Source organism: Pseudomonas sp. MWU13-2862 (assembly GCF_023242495.1).
GTDB lineage: Bacteria > Pseudomonadota > Gammaproteobacteria > Pseudomonadales > Pseudomonadaceae > Aquipseudomonas > Aquipseudomonas gingeri_D.
The window spans coordinates 93,851-112,819 of the sequence record NZ_JALMEZ010000003.1 but is presented as its reverse complement, the minus strand read 5'-3'; the positions used below and the strand labels follow the sequence as shown (position 1 = coordinate 112,819).

At 62.7% G+C, this 18,969-nt stretch carries 15 protein-coding genes; 8 read left to right on the top strand and 7 right to left on the bottom strand.

What is annotated here, in order from left to right; genetic code table 11:
- Positions 1 to 77: 77 nt before the first annotated feature.
- The 5 genes from M5C56_RS06350 to M5C56_RS06330 all read right to left on the bottom strand — a co-directional run bounded on the left by M5C56_RS06350 (position 78) and on the right by M5C56_RS06330 (position 4,778).
- Positions 78 to 821, bottom strand: coding sequence for a penicillin-binding protein activator LpoB (locus tag M5C56_RS06350; protein ID WP_103496066.1), 744 nt, complete (start codon positions 819 to 821; stop codon positions 78 to 80).
- A gap of 3 nt (positions 822 to 824) precedes the next feature.
- Positions 825 to 1,415 (bottom strand): penicillin-binding protein activator LpoB, encoded by a 591-nt coding sequence (lpoB, locus tag M5C56_RS06345; protein ID WP_100942115.1) that lies wholly within the window; start codon positions 1,413 to 1,415, stop codon positions 825 to 827.
- A gap of 42 nt (positions 1,416 to 1,457) precedes the next feature.
- Entirely contained in the window at positions 1,458 to 1,835 is a 378-nt protein-coding gene (locus M5C56_RS06340; protein WP_103496067.1) for a YcfL family protein, read from the bottom strand.
- A gap of 17 nt (positions 1,836 to 1,852) precedes the next feature.
- A complete protein-coding gene (locus M5C56_RS06335) occupies positions 1,853 to 3,250 on the bottom strand; it encodes a hypothetical protein (RefSeq protein WP_103496068.1) in 1,398 nt (465 codons plus the stop codon).
- Positions 3,251 to 3,431: 181 nt separating this feature from the next.
- Positions 3,432 to 4,778, bottom strand: coding sequence for a hypothetical protein (locus tag M5C56_RS06330; protein ID WP_103496069.1), 1,347 nt, complete (start codon positions 4,776 to 4,778; stop codon positions 3,432 to 3,434).
- Positions 4,779 to 4,981: 203 nt separating this feature from the next.
- Here M5C56_RS06330 and M5C56_RS06325 point away from each other — a divergent pair, with 203 nt between their 5' ends.
- Entirely contained in the window at positions 4,982 to 6,880 is a 1,899-nt protein-coding gene (locus M5C56_RS06325; protein ID WP_103496070.1) for a cytochrome c/FTR1 family iron permease, read from the top strand.
- 348 nt (positions 6,881 to 7,228) lie between these two features.
- Positions 7,229 to 8,470 carry a sterol desaturase family protein gene (locus M5C56_RS06320; protein ID WP_103496071.1) on the top strand — a complete coding sequence of 414 codons (1,242 nt, stop codon included), beginning with the start codon at positions 7,229 to 7,231 and terminating at the stop codon, positions 8,468 to 8,470.
- Here M5C56_RS06320 and M5C56_RS06315 read toward each other — a convergent pair.
- Positions 8,448 to 9,050 (bottom strand): DedA family protein, encoded by a 603-nt coding sequence (locus M5C56_RS06315; protein WP_100942109.1) that lies wholly within the window; start codon positions 9,048 to 9,050, stop codon positions 8,448 to 8,450. The two genes, M5C56_RS06320 and M5C56_RS06315, sit on opposite strands and share 23 nt — an antisense overlap.
- Positions 9,051 to 9,257: 207 nt before the next feature.
- Here M5C56_RS06315 and hemB point away from each other — a divergent pair, with 207 nt between their 5' ends.
- Together hemB and ppk1 are read left to right on the top strand one after the other, a co-directional pair.
- Positions 9,258 to 10,271, top strand: coding sequence for a porphobilinogen synthase (gene hemB, locus M5C56_RS06310; RefSeq protein WP_103496072.1), 1,014 nt, complete (start codon positions 9,258 to 9,260; stop codon positions 10,269 to 10,271).
- 18 nt (positions 10,272 to 10,289) lie between these two features.
- On the top strand, positions 10,290 to 12,512 hold the full coding sequence (gene ppk1 / locus M5C56_RS06305; protein WP_103496073.1) for a polyphosphate kinase 1: 2,223 nt from the start codon (positions 10,290 to 10,292) through the stop codon (positions 12,510 to 12,512).
- Here ppk1 and ppx read toward each other — a convergent pair.
- Positions 12,499 to 14,001, bottom strand: a complete 1,503-nt coding sequence (gene ppx / locus M5C56_RS06300) for an exopolyphosphatase (protein ID WP_103496074.1) — start codon at positions 13,999 to 14,001, stop codon at positions 12,499 to 12,501. The two genes, ppk1 and ppx, sit on opposite strands and share 14 nt — an antisense overlap.
- Before the next feature lie 424 nt (positions 14,002 to 14,425).
- Between ppx and M5C56_RS06295 the strand changes: the two genes are divergently transcribed.
- The 4 genes from M5C56_RS06295 to M5C56_RS06280 all read left to right on the top strand — a co-directional run bounded on the left by M5C56_RS06295 (position 14,426) and on the right by M5C56_RS06280 (position 18,967).
- Positions 14,426 to 15,079 carry a DUF1120 domain-containing protein gene (locus tag M5C56_RS06295; protein ID WP_103496075.1) on the top strand — a complete coding sequence of 218 codons (654 nt, stop codon included), beginning with the start codon at positions 14,426 to 14,428 and terminating at the stop codon, positions 15,077 to 15,079.
- Between the two features lie 129 nt (positions 15,080 to 15,208).
- Positions 15,209 to 15,913: a fimbria/pilus chaperone family protein gene (locus tag M5C56_RS06290; protein WP_103496109.1), complete on the top strand. Its 705-nt coding sequence runs from the start codon at positions 15,209 to 15,211 to the stop codon at positions 15,911 to 15,913.
- Between the two features lies 1 nt (position 15,914).
- A complete protein-coding gene (locus M5C56_RS06285; RefSeq protein ID WP_247263068.1) occupies positions 15,915 to 18,419 on the top strand; it encodes a fimbria/pilus outer membrane usher protein in 2,505 nt (834 codons plus the stop codon).
- Positions 18,416 to 18,967, top strand: coding sequence for a hypothetical protein (locus tag M5C56_RS06280; protein WP_247263067.1), 552 nt, complete (start codon positions 18,416 to 18,418; stop codon positions 18,965 to 18,967). The genes M5C56_RS06285 and M5C56_RS06280 overlap by 4 nt, the downstream gene beginning before the upstream one ends.
- Positions 18,968 to 18,969: the final 2 nt, after the last annotated feature.

Genomic DNA, 18,969 nt, shown 5'->3' with positions numbered 1-18,969 from the left:
CGGCAAGCCGGCTCCCACAGGATTTGCGTTGTTGTAGGAGCCGGCTTGCCGGCGATGAACGATAACGCGGTCGCGGATCAGTGCAGAACCCGTGGCGCCTCATCCGGCGGCAGGTTATTACGCAGCGGCGGCGCTGCCCCCGGGCCCATATCCGGCCCACCCAACTGCAGGCTCAACTGCCGCGCCACATCCTCGCCCAGCGCCTTGGACACATCGCGGATCACCCGTGGACGGTTCAGCGACACATGGACATCCCGGCTGTTGACCAGCTTGGTGTCCTGGCCTTCGCCCATGGCGGTGAACGCCGAGGTGATCTCGTAGGTGCGGGTATTGATCAGGCTGAAATCGCCCACCAGGGTCAGCCCCAGCACTGCCGAGTAGCTGTTGGTATTGGCCAGCTCGTTGATGTCCTGGGTGAAGTCGATGTCCGACACCGTACCGAACAGCACGTAGTCGGCACCCTTGAAGTTGCCGCCCTTGATCCGCTTGATGACGTCGTAGACATCGCCCTTGGAACTGGCGGTATAAGGCGTGCCCTGGATCAGCTGGAACATCCCGCTGCGCAGGATCTCGCCCTTGATATCGCCGGTGAAGCGGCGCAGCTCGCCCTGCTCGATATAGCTGTTGCGGCTTTCGTACTCGTCATAGCTCGACGAGCCGCTGGCACCGTAATAACTCTCCTGGTGGTTGTCCCGCGCCGAAATAGTGTGGATGTACTGCTCCACCTGCGCCTGGTACGCCAGGTCCGCCACCGCTACCTTGGGTGCGGCCTGGACGCCGAAGGCGCAGACCAGGCCGATCATGCCAATCCATGCACGCATTGTTCAACGCTCCGTGGTTTTGCGGATCTCTTTTTCGTCCATCCATTCGGCCAGGCCGCTTTCGACGTCGATCAGTTGCAGGCTGAACTTGTAGAACACGTCCTTGTAGTCGCTGCTGCGCTTGACGATCGAGCTGATCGAACCTTCCAGGCGGTACTTGGCGGCGATCATGTTACCGGTCTTGCTGACGGTGCTCTTCTTGTACAGGCCGCTCTGGTTCTGCAGCTTCAACTGGTCGACCTGGCTCTGCATCTCGGTGTTGTCGCTGGCGAAACGAGCGGTGCCGCTCTTCATCAACTGGGTCTTGATCGAAGTGGTGATCTCGCGGGTATCGATGTACTCGCTGGTCTTGTTCTTCACATCGTAGACCTGCACCACCGGACGCCCTTGCAGGACACCGGACTGGGCCAGGGAGCGGGTCATGGACTCGGCGATCATCTGCAGGTCGGTGGAGCCGAACTCGTTGGTCACCAGTTCCACGGCCTTGGTATCGCCGTAGCTGATGTTTCCGCCGCCCAGTACGGGCGAGGTGTTGTTGGCGCAGCCGCTGGCCAGCAGGGCGACGACGGCGAGGAGGGACAGGCGTGCAAACATGGACTGATTCTCTTCAAAAGGACGCGAGAGGGCGGCGTCGACTCAGGGGGTTTTGACTTCAAGACGGAAATCGGTGGCCTTGGGCGTCGGGGCGATGGCCGGCAGGAAGGTGCTCTGGGCGCCATACAGGTTCAGGGTTTTCCAGACTTCATCGTCGGCCACCGGAAAACCGTCGTTGCCCAACCAGGCAAAGCGGTAATACATCATCTTGTTCTTGGTGCGGGTGTTGCTCAGCTGCACCTTGACGGTCAGGAAGCCGTTTTCCCGGGCGACGCGGATGGCACCGACCTCGATGTTCTCCATTTCGCCCATGGCGACGATCTTGCTCGCCGCGCTACCGGGGGCCGGTGGTGGCGGCGGCGGGGTGACGCACCCGGCCAGCAGGGCCAGGGCAACGGCAACAGTCAGTTTGAAACGCATGCACGAGACTCCTTTCTTCAAGGTTGTTTGAGGCTGGCCACGGCCGTTGGCCCGGCATCCGCCATCCGCACGGTGGCGACACCGCTGGTGAACACCTGGTTGCCGACGGCGCGCAGGCTGATCACCTGATAGCGTCGGTCGACGGTGAAGGCCACGCGGGAACCGCCGAGGGCGTTGGGCAGGGTCACCTGATGCTCACCCTTTTTCAGGCGCAGGCGTAGCACTTGGGTGGTGTCCGGCAGGGTCCGCCAGGTGCGGGTGTCGGCGCCTTCTAGGACCGCGGAAGTGATGCCCACGGCCAGGCCGGCCAGCGGATTGGTCTTGTTCAGCTTGGCCTGCGCGGCGCCGCGGCTGATGGCCCGCACGCTGGTGCGCAGGATGATCCCCGGCATGTCGTCACGCAGGGCACGACGGGACATGGCGGTGGTGCTGTTGAGCAGGGTCAGGTTCTGCGGCAGGCCGTCGACGCCGATCTGGGCGAAGGTGGCCGTCGAGGTGTCGGCCTGGATGACCGGGAACGACAGCGGGGTAATGACCAGATGCTTGTCGATCGGCAACGGCAGCGGAATGCTGATGGAGGCACGGGACGGCGCCAGGCCGCTCTGCACCACGATCAGGATGTCGCTGTCGTCATCCTTGCCGGCAGGCTTGTCGAGATTGACCAGTGCCTGCTCCAGCAGCGGCGTGTTCGGGCGCAGTTCGATGGCCTGGCGATAACCGGGGGCGGCGAGATCTTTCTCGCCGATGGCTTCGTAGACGAACCCGGCCAGGTAATGGCTGAACGCGCTCTGGTAGCTGTTCTTCAGGCCGACCACTTCCGGCGCGTCGAGGCTGGCCACCGGATAGCCCTGAAGGTCCTTGTACTGGGTCTTGATGCCTTGCTGGTCGGCTTCGGTTTCGCTCTTGAGGTATTGCTTGTCGCGCAGATCGGCGATCACCGCTTCGCGCTCATGGGTTTTCTTGATCGCGATACGTGCGCCGTCGAAGTCGTTCAGGGCCAGCTGGTTCAGCGCCATCTGCGTGGTCAGCATGACCTTTTCGTAGTCATAGCCTTCGTAGCGGCGGACCTTGTCGTTGATCAGGAAGCTGCCGAACTGGGCGAGGTACCTGGCGCTGTCCAGTTTGACCGCGTCTTCCCACTGACCCACCATCTGGTCGGCGCTGCCCCAGGCTTTCTGGCTACCGGCCAGGTCACCCTTGGCTTGCAGCAACTCGCCTTTTTCGAAGAAATACAGCAGGTCCTTGTCGGCATCGCCGTTGTTCTTTTCCAGCAGGGCCAACGCCCCGTCAACATTGCCCGAGGCCAGTTGCTGGTTGGTTTGCGCCAGTTCGGTGTCGTAGCTGCGCATCATCGAACAGCCGGACAGCAAGGTCGCGGCGCCGAGGGCGAACGAGAGGAGGGCACGGGATGCCATGGGATCTTCCCTGATGAAAAAATCAGCCGAGCATGCTGGTCGGGCTGAGATGGACCCATTGAGAGGGAAAGCGGCTACCCTGCCAATTCCTCATTAAACGAGGAGCTTTTAATGCCATATCGCAATAACGAAGGCAGGGCAGTATAACCATGGCTATTGGCTATGTAATGGCTTTTTAGCGTCATCCGGGCAGGAGGAAGACCTGGTTGCCGATGACCCGCAGGCTCACCACCTGGAAGGGATGTTCGATATTCAGGCTGACCGGTACCGCGCCTTTGACACCTGGCAGCAGCAATTTGTGCGCGCCGGGCTTGAGGCGCAGGCGCACGACCTGGGTGTTGTCCGGCAGGGTGCGCCAGGTGCGGGTGTCGGAGTCACCGGTGAAGCCCTGGTAAACCGACGAAGCCTTGTCCGGCTTGCGTTTGTTCTCCTTGGCTTGCAGTTCGGCATTGAAACGCACGCTCGCAAGGGCGAAGTTGATGATCGCGGGCATGTCGTCGTGCAAGGTGCGCAATGACATGTGGGTCGTGCTGTTGAGCAGGGTCAGCGACTGTGGTTTGCCATCCACGCTGATCTGCTTGAGGGGCGCTGTCGACTTGTCGGCTACCAGCACCGGAAAAGGCTGGTTCACGGTGATCGCCTGGCCGTCCTCGGTTTGCACCTGGATGGGCACGCGCAGCGAAACGAGCGCCGGGGCCAGGCCGGTCTGGACGACGATCAGCACGTCGCTGTCAGGAGAGGTGTCGGCGGGTTTGCCCAGGTTGGCCAGGACTTTTTCCAGCAGCGGTGTATTGGGCCGCAACTCGATGGCCTGGCGGTAACCCGGCGCGGCGAGGTCGCGCTCGCCCAGGGCTTCGTAGACGAAGCCGGCGAGGTAATGGCTGAACGCACTCTGGTAGCCGTTTTTCAGGGCAATGACCTGCGGCGAGTCGAGGGTGGTCACTGGGTAACCCTGCAGGTCCTTGTAGCGCAGCTTGATGCCTTTGGCCTTGGCCTGGTCTTCGACCGCCAGGTATTGCTTGTCGCGCGCTGTGGCGATCAGGGCTTCGCGTTCGTGGCTTTTCTTGATATCGACGCGGGCGCCGTCGAAGTCGTTCCGGGCCAACTGGTTGAGGGCCATTTGCGTGGTCAGCATGACCTTCTCGTAGTCATAGCCCTCGTAGCGATGAAACTTGTCGCCGATGAGTCCGATGCCGAGGATCTGGTCGAGCCCCAGGTTTTTCAGGGTGGCGACGACCTGCGTCCCTTCTTCGTACTGGGACACCTGTTGGTCCGCCCTGCGCCAGGCGTCCTGGCTGCGGGGTAGATCGCCCTTGAGCCGCAGCAGTTCGCCTTTTTCCAGGGAATAGAGCAGGTCCTTGTCGTCCCAGGGGTTGTGTTGCTCCAGCAACTGCAGCGCGCCATCGACGTTGCCCGAGATCAACTGCTCGTTGGTGGCCTGGAGTTCCCGGTCGTAGTTGTGCAGCAGTCCGCAGCCGCCCAGGAGCAACGCACAGGACAGCAGTGTGAGTAAGAGGCGCGAGGGCATGGCGTGTCGTTCCTTTCCTTGGCTGACGGGCAGTGGGACTTGAGGGCGGGGATTATGCACAAAGCCGTGGTCGAGATGGCATTCTCATGGCCATCTCGATACATGACCCAGAGCAAAACATTGAGGAATCGGGCCGATCAGGGTTGAGCCAAACGTATTGAGAGGGAACAATGTGTTACTTCGCATTTAGATTTAGGCTTTCCATGACTTTTCCCTCTCGTTTCCTCGCGTGGCTGATGCTGCCGCTGTTCGCTCTCTGCAGCTTCAACCTGTTGGCCGAAACAGCGGAGGGCGCACCCCAGGCCCTGCATCTGCTGGACTATATCGGCGCCGATTACCCGCCCACGGTGCACGCGGGCCAGGTGGTCGACGATGGCGAATACCGCGAGCAGCTGGAATTTATCAAGGTCCTGCAAGGGCTGGTCGCCGCGTTGCCGGCCAAGCCGGAACAGGCTGAGCTGGTTCAGGGTATCGAGGGTTTGCAGGCGGCCGTGACGGCTCGGGAGGAGGGTGAACGCGTTGCCCGCCAGGCCCGGCAACTGGGGGCGAAGCTGGCCGTGGCCTATGAAGTCAGCCAGGCACCGATCATCACCCCGGACCCGACTCGTGGTGCGCCGCTGTATGCCCAGCATTGTTCGGTGTGTCACGGCGAGGCGGGGGCGGGCGACGGTCCGGCCGGTGTCGGCCTGACACCGCCACCCGCCAACCTGCGCGATGCCGCGCGGCTGGATAGGTTGAGCCTCTACGCGATCTACACCACCCTCGGCCTGGGTGTTGAAGGCACCGATATGCCGGCGTTCGCCGACCAGTTGGATGAGCGTCAACGTTGGGACCTGGCGACTTACATTGCCGGATTCAGTGCCGCTCCTGCCGCCGCCAACGACGGGAAAACCTACAACCTGGCCGACCTGGCCCGTTCGACGCCAGCTGAAGTACAGTCCGCCGAAGGCCCGGCCGCCGCCGTCGCCTTCCGTGCCCAGCGCGCCCAGCCGCCCCAGGTCAAGCGCGGTCCGGGGCAATTGCTCGACTACACCGCGACGACCCTGGACAAGAGCCTCGCGGCCTACCGCGCCGGCGAGCATGAACAAGCCTACGACCTGTCCGTTGCTGCCTATCTGGAGGGCTTCGAGCTGGTGGAAAGCTCCCTGGACAACGTCAATGCCACGGTGCGCAAGGACACCGAGAAGTCGCTGATGGCCTATCGGCAATCGTTGCAGGACGGCTTGCCGCTGGAGCAGGTCGAGCAGCGCCTGGATTTTGCCAAGGGCAAGCTCAAGGAGTCCGCCGATCTGCTGGGCAATGATGGCCTGAGTCAGTCGCTGAGCTTTATCTCCGGGTTGCTGATCCTGCTGCGCGAAGGCCTGGAAGCGATCCTGGTCCTGGCGGCGGTGCTGGCTTTCCTGCGCAATACCGGCCAGCAGTCGGCGGTGCGCAGCGTACATGTCGGCTGGGGGCTGGCGCTGGTCGCCGGGTTGCTGACCTGGGCGGCGGCGGCTTACCTGATCGATGTCAGTGGCGCCCAGCGTGAATTGCTTGAAGGCTTCACGGCTTTGTTTGCCAGCGTCATGGTGCTCTGGCTTGGGGTCTGGATGCATGACCGCCGGCACGCGGCGGCCTGGCAGGACTACATCAAGAGCAGCCTGGTCAGTGGTGGCGGGCGCTTCGGCTTTGCGCTGCTGGCGTTCTTCTCGGTGTACCGGGAATTGTTCGAAGTCATCCTGTTCTATGAAACCCTCTGGTTGCAGGCGGGGCCGGCGGGACATAACGCCGTGCTGGCCGGTGCCGGCACCGCGCTGGTGCTGCTGATCGGCCTGGCCTGGGTGATCCTGCGCGGTTCGGCGAAGCTGCCGCTGGCGTTGTTTTTCGGGATCAATGCCGGGTTGTTGTGCGCCTTGTCGGTGGTATTTGCCGGACACGGGGTCAAGGCATTGCAGGAAGCCGGGATCTTCGGTACGCGGCCGGTGGCGTTCTTTGAATTCGACTGGCTGGGGATTCATGCCGACGCCTACTCGCTGGGTGCCCAGGCGTTGGCGTTGCTGGCGATTGGGGTGCTGTACAGCCGCAGCCGGTTGGCGGAAAAGCGTCGGGTCCAGGCGGCCTGATAGTGTGGGCTTGCCGGCGATGGCGTTCGTATGAGCCGCGCAAGATTCGAGGGCCTCTTCGCGGGCAAGCCCTGCTCCTACAGTGTTGTGTGATACACAAAATCGATGAACGACGGCGTACTGTAGGAGCAGGGCTTGCCCGCGAAGGCGTTCGGATGGGCACCGCAAGGCTCAAGGGCCTCATCGCTGGCAAGCCAGCTCCCACAGGGGCCGCGTGAACCTACAGGGAGCGCGTTCGACGTTCCCTGGTTTCTGGCGTTAAATGTCTACAGCTTTGGCATTCATTGTCAGCGGATTTTCCCGCCATAGCCCCTAATCTTTGCAGATCGACTCTGGAAGGTTGGCCCCATGGACTTCGTGCCTTACGCGGTACCGTTTTTCATTGCATTGATCGTCATCGAGCTGCTCGCCGATCGCTGGCGTGGCGTGAGCAACTATCGCATGGCGGATGCCATCAACAGCATGAGCACCGGCGTGCTGTCGACCACCACCGGGCTGTTGACCAAGGGCGTCGGGGTCCTCACCTACGCCTTTGCGCTGGAGCACCTGGCGCTGTTCGAACTGTCCGCGCAAAAGCCCTGGGTCTGGGTGTTCGCCTTTGTCGCCTACGACTTCTGCTACTACTGGCTGCACCGTATGGGGCACGAGCGCAATATCCTCTGGGCCGCCCATTCGGTGCATCACCAGAGCGAGGACTACAACCTCAGCACCGCCCTGCGTCAGACCAGCACCGGCTTCCTCCTGAGCTGGATCTTCTATCTGCCGCTGGCCGTGCTCGGCGTGCCGCTGGTGGTGTTTATCAGCGTGGCCTCGCTGAACCTGTTGTATCAGTTCTGGGTACATACCCGGCACGTGCCCAAGCTGGGTTGGTACGAGTGGTTCTTTGTCACGCCGTCCAACCATCGGGCGCACCATGCGCAAAACGCGCTGTATATGGATCGCAACTACGGCGGGGTGTTTATTCTCTGGGACCGCCTGTTCGGCACCTTCCAGGAAGAGGACGAGCGCGAGCCGGTGATCTTCGGCGTGACCACGCCGCTGGCCAGCTGGAACCCGCTGTGGGCCAACCTGCAGTTCTATGCGCAGCTATGGGCCGATGCCAGGCGTACGGAAAGCTATTGGGACAAGCTGCGGATCTGGTTTATGCGCACTGGCTGGCGCCCGGTCGATGTCGCGGCCAGATACCCGCTGAACAAGCCGGACCTGAGCCAGTTCCGCAAATTCGAGGTGCCCCTGGAGATCCGTCAGCAAATCTACCTGGCCCTGCAATTCGCGGTCTATGTCGGTTTGGGCAGCTACCTGATGAACTTCGGCGAGCATTTGCCGCTGGCGGCGCTGCTGCTGGGCTGTGGCACCCTGGTGCTGGGGTTGTTCGTGCTCGGCGCGGCGCTGGAGAATCGCCCTTGGGCGTTGCGGCTGGAGCTGGTCCGCCTGGCGTCCAACCTGCCGTTGGTCTGGTGGGCACCGTTGGTCGGGCTGTGGCCAGCCAGCCCATTGGGCTGGATCGGCGTGTTCAGCTACAGCCTGTTGAGCCTGATCGGCCTGTACTACTGCAGCAAGCCGCGGGTCATTCGTCTGGCCGGTTCGTAGTTTCGGCCAGGCGGGCCTCGGCCCGGGCCAGGCGCGCGCTGCGGATGCGTCGCCAGCTCCAGAGCAGCAGGCCGGCCACCAGCAGGCCGCCGAGCACCCACAGCTCGTATTTCTTCACGCTGCCGAGCATCCCTTCGAGAATCGCCCCGAAGTGATAGGCCGCCGCCGCCAGGGCCGCGGCCCAGATCGCCGCGCCGATGCCGTTGAGCAACAGGTAGCGGCCCGGCGGATAACCCGACAGGCCGATCGCCACCGGCATCACCGTGCGCAAACCGTAGACAAAGCGGAAGGTCAGCACCCAGATATCCGGATGGCGGCGGATATGCTCCAGCGCTCGATCACCCATCAATTGCCAGCGCGGCTTGCGTGCCAGAAGTTTGCGGCCATGCTTGCGCCCCAGGAAATACCACAGCTGGTCGCCGGCATAGCTGCCGAAGAACGCCACGATAACCACCAGGTTGATGTCCATGTATCCGCGGAACGCGAGGAAGCCGGCCAGTACCAGAATGGTCTCGCCTTCGAAAAACGTGCCGAGAAACAAGGCGAAGTAGCCGAAATCCTGCAGAAATTGTTGGAGCATTGTCTGGATGCTGGCGAAATGAACGCGCAGCCTAACCCTTCGAGGACAGAGAGGAAAGTGTCGAAATGTGTCTCGACGTTAACATTTCCTACAAGGGTAGCGGCTGTGGCGACGGGTCGCAGGAGTAAGCACAACTGTAATTCCTTCGTCATAATGGCCGCTTATAACTGCCATGCTCGCCCGCCTGTGCGGGCTCAGGAGTCTGCCGTGAGCTTTACCCCCGCCAATCGCTTGTTTCCCGCCACCCGCCTGCGTCGCAATCGCCGTGATGATTTTTCTCGCCGCCTGGTGCGTGAGAATGTTCTGACAGTCGATGATTTGATCCTGCCGGTGTTTGTGCTGGACGGTGAGAATCGCCGCGAAGCCGTGGCGTCGATGCCAGGGGTCGAGCGCCTGACCATCGACTTGCTGCTCGAAGAAGCGGCGAACTGGGTCGAGCTGGGGATTCCGGCACTGGCACTGTTCCCGGTGACACCGCCCGAACTCAAGTCCCTGGACGCCAGCGAGGCCTGGAACCCGGAAGGGATCGCCCAGCGTGCCACCCGTGCCCTGCGTGCCCGCTTCCCGGAACTGGGGGTGATCACCGACGTCGCCCTGGACCCGTTCACCACCCACGGGCAGGACGGTATCCTCGACGAGCACGGTTACGTCCAGAACGACATTACCGTCGATGCACTGGTCAAGCAGGCCTTGTCCCACGCCGAGGCGGGCGCCCAGGTGGTGGCGCCTTCCGATATGATGGACGGACGCATCCAGGCGATCCGCGAAGCCCTGGAACTGGCCGATCACGTCAACGTGCGGATCATGGCCTATTCGGCCAAGTACGCCAGCGCCTACTATGGACCTTTCCGCGATGCCGTCGGCTCGGCCCTGAACCTGGGCAAGGCGAACAAGGCGTCGTACCAGATGGACCCGGCCAACAGCCACGAAGCCCTGCATGAAGTGGCCGCCGACCTCGCCGAAGGCGCCGACATGGTCATGGTCAAGCCGGGTATGCCGTATCTGGATATCCTTTTTCGGGTCAAGGATGAATTCAAGGTGCCGACTTTTGTCTATCAGGTTAGCGGTGAGTACGCCATGCACATGGCGGCCATCCAGAATGGCTGGCTGGGCGAAGGCGTTATTCTTGAATCCCTGACCGCTTTTAAACGGGCGGGTGCCGATGGCATCCTGACCTACTTTGCCGCCCGCGCCGCCCAACTGCTACGAGAGCAGAAATAGCCCTCACAGGAACACTCGATGAATACCGAAGGACTCAGCGAAGTTGAAGTAAAAGACGCTCAAGCGGTGGTCGAGCCGATCGTCGAAACCCCGCCGGAGCTGGAACCCGCGCCGGTGGTGGTCGAAGCCCCCCATGTGGCGGTGCCGTCGGCGGTGGTGATTCCGAGCCTGGATGACAGCAGCCTGTATATCCACCGTGAGCTGTCGCAGCTGCAGTTCAACATCCGCGTGCTGGAGCAGGCGCTGGACGAGTCCTATCCGCTGCTGGAACGCCTCAAGTTCCTGCTGATCTTCTCCAGCAACCTGGATGAGTTCTTCGAAATCCGTGTCGCCGGGCTGAAGAAGCAGATCACCTTCGCCCGCGAACAGGCCGGCGCCGACGGCCTGCAGCCGCACCAGGCCCTGGCGCGGATCAGCGAGCTGGTGCACGGGCATGTCGATCGCCAGTACGCGATCCTCAACGACATCCTGTTGCCGGAGCTGGAAAAACATCAGGTCCGCTTCATTCGTCGCCGCTACTGGACCACCAAGCTGAAGACTTGGGTCCGTCGTTATTTCCGTGACGAGATCGCACCGATCATCACCCCGATCGGCCTCGATCCGACGCACCCGTTCCCGTTGCTGGTGAACAAGAGCCTGAACTTTATCGTCGAGCTCGAAGGTATCGACGCCTTCGGTCGCGATTCGGGCCTGGCGATCATCCCGGCGCCGCGCCTGCTGCCGAGGATCATCAAGGTACCCGAAGACGTGGGTGGGCCTGGCGATAACTATGTATTCCTGTCGTCGATGATCCACGCACACGCCGACGACCTGTTCCAGGGCATGAAGGTCAAGGGCTGCTACCAGTTCCGCCTGACCCGCAACGCCGACCTGGCGCTGGATTCCGAAGACGTCGAAGACCTGGCCCGCGCCCTGCGCGGCGAGCTGTTCTCCCGCCGCTACGGTGACGCCGTGCGCCTGGAAGTGGCCGATACCTGCCCGAAACACCTGTCGGACTACCTGCTCAAGCAGTTCAACCTGAACGAGAGCGAGCTGTACCAGGTCAACGGTCCGGTGAACCTGACGCGGCTGTTCAGCATCACTGGCCTGGACAGTCATCCGGAGCTGCAATACACGCCGTTCACTCCGCAGATCCCGAAACTGCTGCAGAACAGCGAGAATATTTTCAGCGTGATCAGCAAGCAGGACATCCTGCTGCTGCACCCGTTCGAATCCTTCACCCCGGTGGTCGACCTGCTGCGCCAGGCGGCCAAGGACCCGCACGTCCTGGCCGTGCGCCAGACCCTGTACCGCAGCGGCGCCAACTCGGAAATCGTCGACGCCCTGGTGGACGCGGCGCGCAACGGCAAGGAAGTCACCGCGGTGATCGAGCTGCGGGCGCGTTTCGATGAAGAGTCCAACCTGCAACTGGCCAGCCGCCTGCAAGCGGCCGGTGCGGTGGTGATCTACGGCGTAGTCGGTTTCAAGACCCACGCCAAGATGATGCTGATCCTGCGTCGCGAGGCCGGCGAGATCGTCCGCTACGCGCACCTGGGCACCGGTAACTACCACGCCGGCAATGCCCGCCTGTATACCGACTACAGCTTGCTGACCTCCGACGACGCCCTGTGCGAAGACGTCGGCAAACTGTTCAGCCAGTTGATCGGCATGGGCAAGACGTTGCGCATGAAGAAGTTGCTGCACGCGCCGTTCACCCTGAAGAAGGGCATGCTCGACATGATTGCCCGGGAAACCCAGTTCGCCGTCGAGGGCAAGCCGGCGCACATCATCGCCAAGTTCAACTCGCTGACCGATCCGAAGATCATCCGCGCGTTGTACAAGGCCAGCCAGTGCGGCGTGCGTATCGATCTGGTGGTGCGCGGCATGTGCTGCCTGCGTCCGGGCATCGCCGGGGTCTCGCACAACATCCAGGTGCGCTCGATCATCGGTCGCTTCCTCGAACACACCCGGGTCTTCTACTTCCTCAACGGCGGCGAGGAGCAGATGTTCCTCTCCAGCGCCGACTGGATGGAGCGCAACCTCGACAAGCGTGTCGAGACCTGCTTCCCGGTCGAGGGCAAGAAGTTGATCCTGCGGGTCAAGAAAGAGCTGGAAAGTTATCTCACCGATAACACCCACAGCTGGAGCCTGCAGCCGGACGGTCGGTATATCCGCAACACGCCGACCGGCAACCAGAACGCCCGTAGCGCCCAGGCGACCTTGCTCGATCGCCTGAGCAACCCGCTCCTCAGCGTACGTTGAGGGTAATGTTGACTCGGGTCAGCCACTCCGCTTCCAGCGCGAAGTCGGCCTGAGTCAGCTGGTTCTGCTCCAGCCAGTCCTTGGGAAACACCACATCCAGGCTATCGCCGTCGGCACGCAAGGTGACCTGCGGCATTTCCTGGGTGCCACGGATGTGATGGAACAGGATCGCGAAGCGCAGCAGCACGCACAGGCGAATCAGCTTGATGCCTTCATCGCCGAACTCGGCAAACTTGTCCTTGGGAATATTGCGTCGGTGTCCGCGCACCAGCAGGGCGAGCATTTGCTGGTCTTCCCGGGAGAAGCCGGCCAGGTCCGAGTGCTCGATCAGGTAGGCGCCGTGCTTGTGGTACTGGTAGTGGGCGATGTCCAGGCCCACTTCATGGACCTTGGCGGCCCAGCCCAGCAGTTCGCGCCAGACCCCGTCAGTCAGTTCCCAGGCATCCTTCACTTGATCGAAGGCATGCAGCGCCTTGCGCTCGACCCGTGCCGCCTGTTCCAGGTCGACGTGGTAACGCTCCATCAGCGAGCTGAGGGTGCGTTCGCGCACGTCTTCGTGGTGATGGCGACCCAGCAGGTCGTAGAGCACGCCTTCGCGCAGGGCGCCGTCGCAGTGATCCATGCGTTGCAGGTCGAGGGCGTCGAAGATCGCTTCGAGAATCGACAGGCCGGCCGGGAAGATCGCCCGGCGGTCGGGCTTGATCCCTTCGAAATCGATTTTCTCGGCATCGCCGAGCTTGAACAGCTTGCGCTTGAGCCAGGCCAGCCCTTCGGCATTCACTTCGCCGCTGCCCTGGCCGCCGGCCTTGAGGGCCAGGCCGATGGCGCGGATGGTCCCGGAAGAGCCGATGGCCTCATCCCAGGTCAGGCGGTGCAGGGCGTGCTCGATGCTCATGATTTCCAGGCGCGCCGCCGTGTAGGCCTGGGCGTAGCGGGCCGGGGTGATCTTGCCGTCGCGGAAATAGCGCTGGGTGTAGCTGACGCAACCCATTTGCAGGCTTTCGCGCAGCAGCGGCTCGAAGCGCTGGCCGATGATGAATTCGGTACTGCCGCCGCCGATATCGGCCACCAGGCGCTTGCCCGGGGTGTCGGCGAGGGTGTGGGACACACCGAGGTAAATCAGGCGGGCCTCTTCACGGCCGGAAATGACTTCCACCGGGTGACCGAGGATTTCCTCGGCGCGGCGGATGAATTCGCCGCGGTTGCGGGCTTCGCGCAGGGCGTTGGTACCGACGATGCGCACGGCGCCCAGGGGCATGCCGTTGATCAACTGGGCAAAGCGCTTCAGGCAGTCGAGCCCGCGCTGCATGGATTCTTCGGTGAGCTGACGGTCCTCGTCGATACCGGCCGCCAGCTGAACCTTCTCGCCGAGGCGCTCCAGGATCCGGATCTCTCCGTTCTGGGCCTTGGCCACGACCATATGGAAGCTGTTGGAGCCCAGGTCGATGGCGGCGATCAGGGACAGATTCTTGGCTTGGGAATGCGGCATGGTTGAAGGATCTCGGTCGATAACCTCGCCATCGTGCCACGATCAGGCCCTGACGCCAATGTAGGACGCCTGTGAGCATCAGGCCTGGGGCTTGCAGCGAGGGGGGTGGACAATCATTGCTTCAATTTTCCTACATAAATATTTCATATTGATGACCTGCGTCATGAATTGTGACGACAGTGATGTTTATTAAAGTTTGCAGTGTTTGTCTCTGCGTCGCACCCGGAGCGTGGCCTCTTCCGGTTTTCTTGTCAGGTGCCAGCGTGGAAACTAGCGGCCGGCGATTATGCCGGGGTGTTAATTATTTATCGGACTGCGGACGGGAGGCCTAAGCGCTGACTCTTTTTCGGGTGTGAACCTGGATTGAATTCCGCAGTTCTGAATAACAAGCATCTGCTTACACTTGATAATAGGGAGTAGGAAAATGAAGTTGGTATCTGGATGGACGCTCGGTGCTCTGTTGGCTGTACTGGGGGTCAATGCCAACGCGGCGGACTTGTTGGTGAAGGGGACCATCGTCCCGGCCAGTTGCACACTGAGTCTGCACAATGGTGGCGTGGTCGATTTCGGGAAAATCCGTGCCGCTGAACTGAGCGCCAATGCCTATACGCGCCTGCAGCCCAGGGGCGTGCCTTTTACGGTCAATTGCGACGGCGGCACCCGGGTGGGGGTGAAGACGCTCGACAACCGCTCCAGCAGCAAGGTCCCGGGCATCCTGCAGGCGGCTCTTGGCCCGGGCTATAACGATGCCTACAACTACGGCCTGGGGACCACGGCGGTCGGTCAACGGGTCGGCGGCTATGCCCTGAGCGTGAAGGATTCCGTGGCGGATTTCCCGCTGGTCAACACCATTGTCTCGACCAATAACGGTTTGAACTGGAGCCGTGGCAACGGTGCCTTGGGCCAGTATCAGAACATCATGTCCTGGAGCGGCTTCTTCGCTACTCATCCGGCGTCGGTACAGCGGGTCAGCGGTACCCTGGAAGTTCAGCCGGTGATCAATAAGACCTCCGAGCTGGATGTCACCCAGGAACTGTATCTGGATGGCTTGGCTACGCTGGAACTGCGTTATCTCTAACTTTCGTTGATGTCAGTAACTAGGCTGCCGGCACAGGACTCTGTGCTGGCACTCTCTTTCTATGTGTGTTGAATAATAAAAATAGATTCGCAAGGAGCGTATTACTTGAAAGTTGTGCCTCTTATGCCGATGTTCAGTTCATTGTCTATCGGTGTGCTGTTCTTTTTCCTGGGCGTGTTCTGGAGCGCCGCCCGTGCCGATGGCATGCAGCCGGAAACCACGGTGGTGATTCTCTATGAAGAGGAGGGGGAAGCCAGTATCCAGATCAAGAACACCGACAGCGGTCCGGCCTTGCTGCATTCGGCTGTCGAATCGATTCCCGAGGATCTTGAGTCGCTGGTGGTGATCACGCCCCCCGTGACCCGGGTCGACGCCGGCGAGACCCAATTGGTGCGGTTTCTCAGCGCCAACGGCGAGCCACTCAAGACCCAGCGCCTGAAACGCGTCACCTTCGAAGGTATTCCCCAGCGCAAAACCGGGCCCGGCGCTACCGTCGGCGTCACTCTGCGCCAGAACCTGCCACTGATCCTGCATCCCAAGGGACTGGCCCGGCATCCGGCGCCCTGGAAGGAACTGACCTGGCACCTGGAGAAGTCCCGGCTGGTGGTGCGCAATGACAGTCCCTATGTGGTGCGCCTGTCGCCGGAACTGGAACTCAATCCGCACAAGGTCAGCGTGATGCTGAGTCGCGATTATGTCCTTCCGGGGGAGACGCTGGCGGTGGAAATAGACACGACTCAGCCCACGGCCACCTCGGTCACGCTGCAGCCGGCGACTGTCTATGGTTTTGCCGTGGCCCGTCACGAAGCGCCCATTCTGCTCGAGGCGCTGTGACGTGGGATCCCTAGGCAAGCCTGCCCCTGTCTCGAGGCTGGCGAAGGTACTGGCGCCGCGCCGGGGCCTGGTGAGCGGGCTGGGCGTCGCGGTCTTGCTGGGACTGGGCGAGCCGGTCGCTGCCGAGAAAAAGGACGATGCGGCTGACGCGGAGTTTGACCTGTCGGTGCTTTCCGAGCGCGGTCTCGATCCACAGGTGGCCGACTATTTCCGCTCGGCGCCGCGCTTTCGTGAAGGAGCGCAGCGGGTGACGCTGGAACTCAACGGCAAGCGCCTGGGGCTGGCGGAGTTGCGTTTCGACCGGGACGGCGAGTTGTGTTTCACCTCCGGGTTGCTGGACAAGGCCGGCTTGAAGAGGCCCGACGTTGGCGCGGATGCCGATGAGGACGCCTGTCATGCCTTTGTGCGTGAGTACCCGCAGACCCAGGTCATCCTGCGACCCAACAGCGAGGAGGTTGTCCTGCTGGTGCCGACCCAGGCCCTGCGCGGACCGGAGCTCGACAGCGGGGTCTACGCCCGTGGCGGCACGGCCGGACTGCTCAACTACGAGGTGCTGGGTTTCGATACGCGCTCGCGCCAGGGCGGCGGGCGTTTCTTCTCGGCGACCACCGAGGCCGGGTTCAATGCCGGCGACTGGATTGTCCGTAGCCGTCAGTTGCACGTCTCCAATGACGGGCAAGAGCAGACCGAGCATCTGTATGCCTATGCGCAGCGGGACTTCCGACCGTGGCAGACGACCTTCCAGGCCGGCCAGATCAACAGTGCCGGACCGGTGTTTGCCGGGGTCCGGCTTTCCGGTGTGCAATTCATGCCTGATGGCGCGCAACGAGGCCAGGCCGGGCGCGGTGTCCTGGTCGAGGGGGTGGCCTTCGACGCGTCGCGGGTCGAGGTTCGCCAGTCCGGGGCTTTGATCCATACCAGCCTGGTGCCGCAAGGCCCGTTCAGCCTGGGCGGCTTGCCGTTGCTCAATGGCACCAGTGACCTGGAGGTCAGGGTGATCGGCCAATCCGGCGGCGAGCGCCGCTTTGTCGTGCCGGCCGCATCCTTTCCGGGCGCCACGGCGGTCCAGCCCGGTTACTACCTGTCCCTGGGGCGACTGCGCGGCGCCACCGGTCGCGGCGAAGAGCCGCCCTTGCTCGCCACCGGCAGCGGCACCTGGGGACTGGGCGAGGCCACGTCATTCAGCGCCGGGCTGCTGGGCAGCGATGACTACCGTGCCAGCGGCTGGGCGCTCGACAGCCGCCTCTGGCAGCAGGTCGGTGTCGGCCTGCGCAACAGCCTGTCCCATGACACCCGGCGTTCGCTGGCGGGGAGCCAGAACAGCCTGTCGTTGAACAGTCCGTTGGGGGCGGGTGTCGACCTGGACCTCAGTGCCACCCTGCGCAGTGCCGGCTATCGCGATCTGCTGCAAATCGGCGAGGTGGGGCTGGCGGACGATCCCGGCTCACGCTTCAAGCACCAGTACACCGCCGCGCTGGGCTGGTCGGCCCCGCAACTAGGTGGTTTCAGCCTCGGTTACTCGCGCAGTGTGATGTTCGACGGGAGCTTGTCCCGGCGTCTGCACGGCACGTGGAGCAAGAGCTACCGCTACGCCAGCCTGAGCCTCAGCGTGGATTCCGACGTCGGTTCGGGCAGTGGCCGGCATGCCGTCGACTCGGGCCTGGGGCTGCGGTTGGGGGTCAGTGTCCCGCTGGGCGGCGACCGGCGCATCAGCAGCTACCTCAATCGCCGTGGCGAGCGCCTCGATATCGGCGGCGACTACCGCGAGCGGGTCAACGATACCCTCAGTTATGACCTGGGGCTGGAACAGGACCTCAAGGGCGACCGGCAGATCACCCGGGGCAACCTGAACCTGATGCCGCGTTACACCCAGGTCGGCCTGGGGGTGACACGCAGCGACTCCAGCAGTAGCTACAGCGGAAATTTGTCCGGAGGCCTTGCGCTGCACGAGGGCGGCCTGACGTTCTCGCCCTACGCGATCCAGGAGACCTTTGGCGTGGTCTCGGTGGGCGATCTTTCCGGCGCCCGGATCACCACGCCCCAGGGGCCGGTCTGGACCGACTTCAGCGGCCAGGCGGTGGTCGCCGGTCTGCCGGCCTACCGCAGCAGCCAGTTGGAAGTCGACACCCGCTCGTTGCCACGGCGGATCGACCTGCGCAACGGAACAAAAAGCCTTGAAGCCGGGCGCGGCTCATTCAATCGGGTGGATTTCGCGGTGGTGAAGGTTCGACGGCTGCTGCTCAAGGTCACTGATGAAAACGCCGAGCCGTTGCCCCAGGGCGCCTCGGTGTTCAGTGAAGACAAGGCCTTCCTGACCACGGTGGTCGGCGGCGGCATGATTTTTCTGAGCGATGTCGAGGCCGGCCAGCGGCTCACGATCAGGCGGGCGGATCACACGGCCTGCACGCTGCCGGTCGAAATACCCGAATCCGCGGACAGCGATCGGCTTTATGAAACGGCCACGGCGGTTTGCCGGGCAAGTCAACCCTATGGAAGACCTCTATGAACTCTCGTGTCCGCGTGGTTTTACGGCGTTGTTGCGTCGCGCTTGTCCTGTTTTCAGCCCCCGCCGGGGCCAATGACTGCACGCTGTCGCTGAGCCAGTCGCAGATCGAACTGGGTGCACTGCGCCCGGGAGCTTTGGCAATGGCGCCCGGCCAGCCTGACCTGTTCCTCGGGACCCGGCGGCTGAGCCTGAATATTGCCTGTCCCTGGCCGACCTCGATGGTGTTGCGGTTCGATGGGCCGGCGGCGGGGCCACAGGCCTTTCGTTTTGATCGCCAGGGGCGTTTCACGGTCGGCCTGAGCAATGCCCGGCTCGACGGCAAGCCGGTGAGTCTGGCCTCGGCGCAGCGTCCGGCCGAGGCCTCTGCCAGCCACCTGATGGCGCCGGGCCAGAGCCTGGTGGTGCTGGCCCGGGACCTGCCGGCCAAGGGGCGGTTTTTCTCGGCGCAGGTGGAGATCGACACGCACCTGCCGGTCAGCGCGACCCGGGTACGCGACGAGACATCGGTCGAAGGTCGCGGACGTTTCGAACTGCTGCCGGGCGAATAACC

Excerpts from the sequence above, each read along its gene's own strand:
- M5C56_RS06335 (WP_103496068.1), bottom strand. The coding sequence starts at position 3,250 with ATGGCATCCCGTGCCCTCCTCTCGTTCGCCCTCGGCGCCGCGACCTTG.
- M5C56_RS06315 (WP_100942109.1), bottom strand. The coding sequence starts at position 9,050 with ATGCTCCAACAATTTCTGCAGGATTTCGGCTACTTCGCCTTGTTTCTC.
- M5C56_RS06290 (WP_103496109.1), top strand. The coding sequence starts at position 15,209 with ATGTTCAGTTCATTGTCTATCGGTGTGCTGTTCTTTTTCCTGGGCGTG.
- M5C56_RS06330 (WP_103496069.1), bottom strand. The coding sequence starts at position 4,778 with ATGCCCTCGCGCCTCTTACTCACACTGCTGTCCTGTGCGTTGCTCCTG.
- ppk1 (WP_103496073.1), top strand. The coding sequence starts at position 10,290 with ATGAATACCGAAGGACTCAGCGAAGTTGAAGTAAAAGACGCTCAAGCG.
- M5C56_RS06295 (WP_103496075.1), top strand. The coding sequence starts at position 14,426 with ATGAAGTTGGTATCTGGATGGACGCTCGGTGCTCTGTTGGCTGTACTG.
- M5C56_RS06350 (WP_103496066.1), bottom strand. The coding sequence starts at position 821 with ATGCGTGCATGGATTGGCATGATCGGCCTGGTCTGCGCCTTCGGCGTC.
- lpoB (WP_100942115.1), bottom strand. The coding sequence starts at position 1,415 with ATGTTTGCACGCCTGTCCCTCCTCGCCGTCGTCGCCCTGCTGGCCAGC.
- M5C56_RS06280 (WP_247263067.1), top strand. The coding sequence starts at position 18,416 with ATGAACTCTCGTGTCCGCGTGGTTTTACGGCGTTGTTGCGTCGCGCTT.
- M5C56_RS06340 (WP_103496067.1), bottom strand. The coding sequence starts at position 1,835 with ATGCGTTTCAAACTGACTGTTGCCGTTGCCCTGGCCCTGCTGGCCGGG.
- M5C56_RS06325 (WP_103496070.1), top strand. The coding sequence starts at position 4,982 with ATGACTTTTCCCTCTCGTTTCCTCGCGTGGCTGATGCTGCCGCTGTTC.
- ppx (WP_103496074.1), bottom strand. The coding sequence starts at position 14,001 with ATGCCGCATTCCCAAGCCAAGAATCTGTCCCTGATCGCCGCCATCGAC.
- M5C56_RS06320 (WP_103496071.1), top strand. The coding sequence starts at position 7,229 with ATGGACTTCGTGCCTTACGCGGTACCGTTTTTCATTGCATTGATCGTC.